The following is an 8,355-nucleotide window of genomic DNA, read 5'->3' as shown; positions in this document are numbered from 1 at the left end:
GCCCGGCCCCCGGTTCGGCACGGGGCGCGGCGAAGGGGGAGGGAGCGGGGGAGGGCGAGGGGGAGCTGAGGGGAGCGGATGCGGTGGTGTCGTATGCGATCGGTGCGCCGGCGTACTCCGAGGTCACGTACGTCGGTGTGCCGGACCCGGGTGTGCCGGTCTCGGGCGTGCCGGATTCCGGAGCGGCGTGTTTCGGTCGGGCGGGTCCCGTGGTCCCGTACCTCGGTGTGCCGTGCTGCGGTGTTTCGTACGGGGACGTCGCGTACGCGTGCTCCTGCGCGGTGTACGCCGACGGGTCCTGCGGGGACGGACCGTGGTGCGCCTGTCCGGGCGGGGCGGGGGACGGTGAGGGCCAACGGGCCTCCGACGGGGACGACGGGCCCGCCGGGCCGCCGCCGAGCGAGACGGCGCGGTACCCGGCCGTTATGCCCGTTCCCGGCCCTGGCCCCGCCTTCGTCCGCCCCGGGTCCGGCCGCTCCTCCGGCGGGCCGAAGGCGATGCGGTCGGCGCTGCGGGGCGGAGGCTCGTACAGCGGGGGTTCGTACAGCGGTGACCGGCCGCTGTACAGCGTCTCGGTCGGCGCTTCGTGCAGCGTGCCGGGGATTGACGTGGGAGGGGGCGCGGCCGGGGGTATCGGCGCCGAGAGCGTGCGCGGGCGCACCGGCGTGCCCCGTACGTCCCGGTCCGGCTCGCTCCAGGCGTCCGGATCGGACCAGCGCTCGCCGGGAGCCGAGGAGGACTCCCGCAGGACCGGATCGGGGGCGGCCGGGGGCCCCTCGCCCAGCAGTTCGGCGACCCGGTCGGCGATCCGCCGCTGCGTCGGGCGCGGCAGCAGCCGCAGGCACAGCGCCCCTGCCACTCCGGCGAGGCAGAGCCCGTACATCACGACCACCCAGGTGGCAGGCGCGCGCCCCGCGTACAGGCCGTGGATCAGCGCGGCGCACCACGCCGGATACGCCAGCGCGTGCAGGGCGCGCCACCGGCCCGCGATGCCTCCCGTGTCCCGGGGCGACCCCAGCGACTGCCCGAGCCGGGCGGCCTTGGGGGAGGGCTGGGCGAAGGCGCTGCGGAGGGCGCCGGTCGCGGCAGTGACGACCATCAGCAGCCCGGCCAGCGAGCCGAAGCCGATCAGCCCCGCCGCGCCGGTCACGCCGAGGCTGAAGGGTATGAGGGCGCCGATCAACGCCACATGCCCGAGGGCGACCTTCACGGTTCCGTGCAGCAGCAGAAAGCCGAGCGAGGCGATGGCGGTGGCCCGGTGGATGCCCTGGCAGACGATGCGCTGACGGGTGGAGAGGAACAGCCGGTCCGTGGCCAGCAGGCCCCAGGCGACGGCAGCGCTGAGCGACACCAGCGACAGGACGCCGGTGGTGAAATCGAGGGTGGCGCGCAGCTCGTCGCTCCCTGCGACGGCGAACAGAGGGACGAAGACCAACGCGGCGACAGTCAGGCCGCCCTGTACCGGCCGACTCATTGCGGGGCTCATGCCGGTGGATACGCGGATCTTGCGATGAGGGTTCATGGGGGCGACTCCGAATAGTTCGGCAAAGCGGTCCCGTTGCCGCATGCTAGGACGCCCCGTACCAACCAGTACGAGGTTTGCTCGGTTGCCCCGATAGAGGTCGGTACGCGGAGTAACCCCTGCTTCCCGGGCGTTCTCCCCGCCCCCGAGGTCGTCCCAGGGCTCCGCGAAAACCTCATGCGAAGTACGCGCGGCACGCACGCAGCGGCCACGGGAACGCCATGTTCCGACTACGGAGAGTCGCGCGCGAAGGCAAGCGCGAGGGCAAGGGTGGGCGGCAGGCGGCGCGCGAGCGGTCGTGCGGGTGGTGGGGACCCGGGCTCGTGCGGGTGATGTCCGCCCTCCGGTTACTCCCCGCTCCCTTCCGGGCCCGTGCGGTACCCTGACGCCATGCGTGCCGTACGCCTTCTGCTTAGCGAGCCGCGCTGAAGAGTCCCGACCGGTGAGAACGCCTGGTCGGAGTCAGCGCGGCGTCCCCTCCTGTGCGAGGGGATTTTTCGTTTCCCGGCAGATGACGATCGATGGAGCTTTGAGGATCATGAGCGAGACGAATTCCGCTGCCGAGACGGCCGCGCCGCACCGCTACACGGCGGCGATGGCCGCCGACATCGAGGCACGCTGGCAGGACTTCTGGGACGCGGAGGGGACGTACGAGGCGCCGAACCCCACCGGTGACCTGGCGGGCGACCCGGAGCTGGCCGCCAAGCCCAAGAAGTTCATCATGGACATGTTCCCGTACCCCTCGGGTGCGGGTCTGCACGTCGGACACCCGCTGGGCTACATCGCCACCGATGTCTACGCCCGCCACCAGCGGATGACCGGCCACAACGTGCTGCACACCCTGGGCTTCGACGCGTTCGGCCTGCCCGCCGAGCAGTACGCGGTGCAGACGGGCACCCACCCCCGGGTCTCCACCGAGGCCAACATGGAGAACATGAAGGTCCAGCTGCGCCGGCTGGGACTGGGCCACGACAACCGCCGCTCCTTCGCGACGATCGACGCCGAGTACTACAAGTGGACGCAGTGGATCTTCCTGCAGATCTTCAACTCCTGGTATGACACCGAGGCCGACAAGGCCCGCCCGATCGCCGAGCTGGTCGAGCAGTTCGAGAGCGGCACGCGCGCGACCCCCGACAGCCGGGAGTGGAGCGCGCTGAGCGCCACCGAGCGCGCCGACCTGCTGAGCCAGTACCGACTGGCGTACGCCTCCGACGCCCCGGTGAACTGGTCGCCCGGCCTGGGCACCGTCCTGGCCAACGAGGAGGTCACCGCCGACGGCCGTTCCGAGCGCGGCAACTTCCCCGTCTTCAAGGCCAAGCTGCGCCAGTGGAACATGCGCATCACCGCCTACGCCGACCGGCTGCTGAACGACCTGGACGGGCTGGACTGGCCCGAGGCCATCAAGCTGCAGCAGCGCAACTGGATCGGCCGCTCCGAGGGCGCCCGGGTTGAGTTCCCGGTGGACACCGCAGGCGGCATCACCGTCTTCACCACCCGCCAGGACACCCTGTTCGGCGCGACGTACATGGTCCTGGCGCCCGAGCACGACATGGTCGAGCGGATCATTCCGGCCGCTTGGCCCGAGGGCACCCACCCGGTGTGGACCGGCGGCCACGCGAGCCCGGCCGAGGCCGTCACCGCGTACCGCAAGCAGGCCGCGGCCAAGTCGGACGTCGAGCGGCAGGCGGAGGCCAAGGACAAGACCGGTGTCTTCACCGGCGCTTACGCCATCAACCCCGTCAGCGGCGAGAAGGTTCCCGTCTTCATCGCCGACTACGTCCTGATGGGCTACGGCACCGGCGCGATCATGGCCGTACCGGCGCACGACGCGCGCGACTTCGCCTTCGCGCGCGCCTTCGAGCTGCCCATGCGCTGTGTCGTCCAGCCCTCCGACGACCGCGGCACCGACCCCGCCTCGTGGGACGACGCCTTCAGCTCGTACGACGCGAAGCTGGTCAACTCCGCCAACGACGAGATCTCGCTGGACGGCCTGGGCGTCGTCGAGGCCAAGGCGAAGATCACCGAGTGGCTGCAGGAGCACGGCGTCGGCGAGGGCACCGTCAACTTCCGGCTGCGCGACTGGCTGTTCAGCCGGCAGCGCTACTGGGGCGAGCCCTTCCCGATCGTGTACGACGAGGACGGCATCGCCCACCCGCTGCCCGAGTCGATGCTGCCCCTGGAGCTGCCCGAGGTCGAGGACTACTCCCCGCGCACCTTCGACCCGGAGGACGCGTCCGCCCAGCCCGAGACCCCGCTGTCGCGCAACGCCGACTGGGTCAACGTCACGCTGGACCTGGGTGACGGGGCCGGTCCGCGGAAGTACCGCCGCGAGACCAACACCATGCCCAACTGGGCCGGTTCCTGCTGGTACGAGCTGCGCTACCTGGACCCGAACAACGACCGGCAGCTGGTCGACCCGTCGATCGAGCAGTACTGGATGGGCCCGCGAGAGGGCCAGCCCACCGGCGGTGTCGACCTGTACGTCGGCGGGGCCGAGCACGCCGTGCTGCACCTGCTGTACGCGCGTTTCTGGTCCAAGGTGCTGCACGACCTGGGCCACATCTCCTCCGCCGAGCCGTTCCACAAGCTGTACAACCAGGGCATGATCCAGGCCTTCGTCTACCGCGACAGCCGGGGCATCGCCGTCCCCGCCGCCGAGGTGGAGGAGCGCGACGGCGCGTTCTACTACGCGGGCGAAAAGGTCAGTCGCGTCCTGGGCAAGATGGGCAAGTCCCTGAAGAACGCGGTCACGCCGGACGAGATCTGCGCGGAGTACGGCGCGGACACCCTGCGCCTGTACGAGATGGCGATGGGCCCCCTGGACGTGTCGCGTCCCTGGGACACGCGTGCCGTGGTCGGCCAGTACCGCCTGCTGCAGCGGCTGTGGCGCAACGTCGTCGACGAGGAGACCGGCGAGGTCACCGTCGTCGACACGGAGCCCGGCGAGGACACCCTGCGCGCGCTGCACAAGGCGATCGACGGGGTGGGCCAGGACATGGCGGGGATGCGGTTCAACACCGCCATCGCCAAGGTCACCGAGCTGAACAACCACCTGACGAAGGCCGGCGGCCCGCTGTCGCGCTCGGTCGCCGAGCGGCTGGTCCTGCTGATCGCCCCGCTGGCCCCGCACATCGCGGAGGAGCTGTGGCGCCGCCTGGGCCACACCGACTCCGTCGTCCACCAGGACTTCCCGGTGGCCGACCCGGCGTACGTGGTCGACGAGACCGTCACCTGCGTCGTCCAGATCAAGGGCAAGGTCCGGGCCCGCCTGGAGATCTCGCCGTCCATCACGGACGAGGAGCTGGAGGCGCTGGCCCTGGCCGACGAGGCTGTCGTCGCGGCGCTGGGCGGGGCGGGCATCCGCAAGGTGATCGTGCGGGCGCCGAAGCTGGTGAACATCGTCCCCGCGTGACGGTGACGCCGACGGCGGCGGTGTGACGGCCCTGTGAGCGGTGGGGGCCATCCCCTACGGGCAGGTTGGGGGTTCCGAAGGAACCCTCGGCCTGCCCGTTCCGTTTACGGTGGAGGGGGCGACCGGTACCGGCGGCCGCATCGAGACACCGAGGGGCATTCATGGAACCCGCGCTCACGATCCTGGCGTTGCTCCTGGTCGCGTTCGTCGCGCTGGGCGTCTACGCGACCGTGAAGGCCGTCGGCGCGGCCAAGCGGGGCGTGGACCGCACGATCACGCAGGCCCGGCGCACGGTGGAGGACACCACGCTCCGGGCCAAGAGCTTCGGGCAGGTCGGTGTCGCGGGCGAGCTCGCACAGCTCCGGCTCTCCCTGCGCACCTCGATGCGGGCCACGCAGGACGCCCTGCACGCCGGTGTCGCCGAGGACGCCTCGCTGGCGGAGTCGGTGGACCTGTTCCGGCGGCTGAGCGCCCACGGTCTGGAGCTGGACGACGAGCTGAAGAGGCTGGAGCGCGAGCCGGACCGGGCGACGGTCGCGGGCCTGCTGCCCAAGCTGCGGGAGCGCACGCAGCGGATCACGCACTCCGCGGAGTCGCTGCGCTGGGCGGCGCGGGACCGGGCGCGGCAGTTCGCCGACGACGACCTGGACGCGCTGAACGCGCAGATCGACATCGAGGCCGGCGCGCTGCGGCACTGGGCCGTGGACGAGCCGTCGTCGCAGACGTCCGGCGCGGGCGCCTCCGCCACGACGCCGGGCCGGGGCCCGGGGACGGACTGGCCGGAGCCGGCGGCCTCGGCAGACCCTTCGGCCGGCGGCAGCACGGCCGACGAGGCGTGGTCCGGACCGGCCCGCGAGGAGAGTCCGCAGGCGATCACCGCACCGGACCCGCGGCTGCGCACGACCTACCCCTGGCAGAAGTCCACCCGGCCGGAAACGACGAACTGACGCACGCGGGTCGGTTCAGGCCCGAACGGATGCGTTCCGAAGCGGCCAGGAATGATCAGAGGGCCGGGGCCGGGCTGCCGCACTCCCACCCCGCCAGGTAACCTCCGGCTCATGTCCCGCCATGTCGCTATCGTCACCGATTCCACGGCCTACCTGCCGCGCCCGACGATGGAACGGCACGGCATCACCGCGGTGCCGCTGACCGTCGTCCTGGGCGACCGGGCGCTGGAGGAGGGCACGGAGATCTCCGCCCGCTCGCTCGCCCTGGCTCTGCAGAAACGCCACTCCGTGACCACGTCCCGCCCCAGCCCCGAGGTCTTCGCCGCGGCCTACCGGGCGGCGGCCGAGGGCGGGGCGGACGCGGTGGTGTCACTGCATCTGTCGTCGGAGTTCTCGGGCACGTACGACGCCGCGCTGCTCGCGGCGAAGGACGCCCCTGTTCCGGTACGTGTGGTGGACACCGGCATGGTCGCCATGGCCCTGGGGTTCTGCGCCCTCGCGGCGGCGGAGGCCGCCGAGGCGGGCGGCGGCCTGGACGAGGCGGTGTCGGCGGCGGAGAAGCGGGCCGCGGGCACCTCGGCGTATTTCTATGTCGACACGCTCGACTATCTGCGCCGGGGCGGTCGCATCGGCACGGCACAGGCCCTGCTGGGATCCGCGCTGGCGGTGAAGCCGATCCTGGAGCTCGACGGGGGCCGGATCGAGATGCTGGAGAAGGTGCGGACGGCGTCCAAGGCGATCGCCCGCCTGGAGGAGATCGTCGCCGAGCGGGCGGGTGCGGCCCCGGTGGACATCGCCGTCCACCACCTCGCCGCCCAGGAGCGCGCGGATCGCCTGGCGGAGAGGCTGCGTGAACGCGTTCCCGGTCTCGTCGACCTCCACGTCAGCGAGGTCGGCGCGGTGATCGGGGCGCACACGGGGCCGGGGCTGCTCGGCGCGGTGATCTCCTTGCGCTGATCTCCCCGCGGTGATCCGCGTGCGGGGATCTGCCTGCGCTGATCCCGCAGGGGAGATTCACTCCGTGGAGTGGCCGAGTTTTCCACAACTGCCGGACTGTCCACAGGAATCGGTGCTGCTCAGCGGGTTTCGGCGGATGTGCCTAACGTCGTGAGGCATGGCCCTTCGATCTTCTCGGGCGTCGGCTCCCGACGCTCCGTTCACTCCCGCGTCCTCGTCCGACTCTTCTGATTCATCGTCCCCGTCCACGCTCGCCCGGGCGCGGTACGGATCCGGCACTCGCCCGAGCGGCCGGGCGGGTGCGCGCCCCGGGGCCCGTCCCGGTCCGCGCCGCGGCGGGCGACGGTCCGTGCGGGGGCGGTCCGCCCTGGCGTCGGCGGCCGCGCGTCGCCGGGCGGATGCGCTGATGGCGGGTGCCTCCGGACTCGCGGGCGATGCCGTGCCCGTAGCGGGCCATGAGCCGGCGGGGGCGCCCGCACCGACACCACCCGTGCCTCAGCCCGAGACGGTGGGGGAGGCGCCCGTCGATACGTCGAGGGCGCGTCGTCTCGTGTCGGCCGTCCGGGAGCGGCTTCCGTTGTGGGTGCGGCTGCGGTGCGGGATGGCACCGCGGACGCCGGTGGTGCTCGGCCTGGTGCTGCTCGCCGCCGTGGCCGTCGCCACCGTGCACTTCTGGTCCGTCCGGCCCCAGGCCGTGCGTGCGCCGGAACCGGTCGCGGAAGAAGCGGCGGCGCCCGCGCTGCCACCGGATCCGTTGCGGTCCGGCGCCCGCGATCAGGTTCCCCGCCCGGCTGCCGGCGGGAACGGCGGGAACGGGAGCGGGCAGATCGTCGTCGATGTGAGCGGCAAGGTGCACCGGCCGGGCGTCCGTCGGCTTCCGGCGGGGTCACGGGTGGCGGACGCGCTCGAGGCAGCGGGCGGTGTGCGCGCCGGTACGGATGTCACGGGACTCAACCGGGCGCGGGTCCTGGTGGACGGGGAGCAGGTCGCCGTGGGCCTTCCGCCGGGCCTGCCGGTCACCGGGACGGCGGGAGGCACCGGGGTCGGGTCCGGGTCGGCCGGTGCGGCGGGCGGGGCCGGGCCGTCGGCGCCGCTGAGCCTCAACACGGCGACCGCGGAGCAGCTCGAAACCCTGCCAGGGGTCGGGCCCGTGCTGGCCCAGCACATGATCGACTACCGCACGGAGAACAACGGCTTCCGATCCGTCGACGAACTCCGGCAGGTCAACGGGATCGGCGACCGCCGCTTCGCCGACCTCCAGCCGTTGGTACGGCCATGAGCAGCCCTGAGGCCCGGCTCGACTGCGGGGGCGATTCCCGGCCCGATTCCCGGGACCTGGACAGTGACAGCACCGGAAATGCGGGTGAGGAGGGGGATGCCGGCGCGGCGGGGAAGGGGCCTCGGCGGGAGGGCCCCACGGATCTGCGGCTCGTTCCGCCCGCCCTGGCGGTCTGGGCGGCAGCGGCGGCGACGCTGGGGCTTTGACGGGGCGGTGGGCGGTCGTCGTGGCCCTCGCC

Annotated in this window: 5 protein-coding genes; 4 read left to right on the top strand and 1 reads right to left on the bottom strand. The window is 72.5% G+C overall.

What is annotated here, in order from left to right; translation table 11 throughout:
- Nucleotides 1-1,474: hypothetical protein (locus tag D3105_RS30235; protein WP_118906102.1), on the bottom strand; the 1,474-nt coding region annotated here is incomplete at its 3' end.
- A gap of 586 nt (nucleotides 1,475-2,060) precedes the next feature.
- On the opposite strand from D3105_RS30235, the gene leuS reads away from it, so the two are divergent.
- The 4 genes from leuS (at nucleotide 2,061) to D3105_RS36135 (ending at nucleotide 8,117) form a co-directional block, all read left to right on the top strand.
- On the top strand, nucleotides 2,061-4,934 hold the full coding sequence (gene leuS, locus D3105_RS30230; RefSeq protein ID WP_118906101.1) for a leucine--tRNA ligase: 2,874 nt from the start codon (nucleotides 2,061-2,063) through the stop codon (nucleotides 4,932-4,934).
- A gap of 161 nt (nucleotides 4,935-5,095) precedes the next feature.
- Entirely contained in the window at nucleotides 5,096-5,881 is a 786-nt protein-coding gene (locus tag D3105_RS30225) for a hypothetical protein (RefSeq protein ID WP_118906100.1), read from the top strand.
- A gap of 111 nt (nucleotides 5,882-5,992) precedes the next feature.
- Nucleotides 5,993-6,838 carry a DegV family protein gene (locus D3105_RS30220; protein ID WP_118906099.1) on the top strand — a complete coding sequence of 282 codons (846 nt, stop codon included), beginning with the start codon at nucleotides 5,993-5,995 and terminating at the stop codon, nucleotides 6,836-6,838.
- A gap of 601 nt (nucleotides 6,839-7,439) precedes the next feature.
- Nucleotides 7,440-8,117, top strand: coding sequence for a ComEA family DNA-binding protein (locus D3105_RS36135; RefSeq protein WP_118906098.1), 678 nt, complete (start codon nucleotides 7,440-7,442; stop codon nucleotides 8,115-8,117).
- Nucleotides 8,118-8,355 lie beyond the last annotated feature (238 nt).

This window comes from Streptomyces globisporus (genome assembly GCF_003501885.1).
GTDB lineage: Bacteria > Actinomycetota > Actinomycetes > Streptomycetales > Streptomycetaceae > Streptomyces > Streptomyces globisporus_D.
This window is presented reverse-complemented; position numbering and strand designations above follow the sequence as displayed.

Coding starts and splice junctions, on each gene's coding strand:
- leuS (WP_118906101.1), top strand. CDS start 2,061: ATGAGCGAGACGAATTCCGCTGCCGAGACGGCCGCGCCGCACCGCTAC.
- D3105_RS30225 (WP_118906100.1), top strand. CDS start 5,096: ATGGAACCCGCGCTCACGATCCTGGCGTTGCTCCTGGTCGCGTTCGTC.
- D3105_RS30220 (WP_118906099.1), top strand. CDS start 5,993: ATGTCCCGCCATGTCGCTATCGTCACCGATTCCACGGCCTACCTGCCG.
- D3105_RS36135 (WP_118906098.1), top strand. CDS start 7,440: ATGGCACCGCGGACGCCGGTGGTGCTCGGCCTGGTGCTGCTCGCCGCC.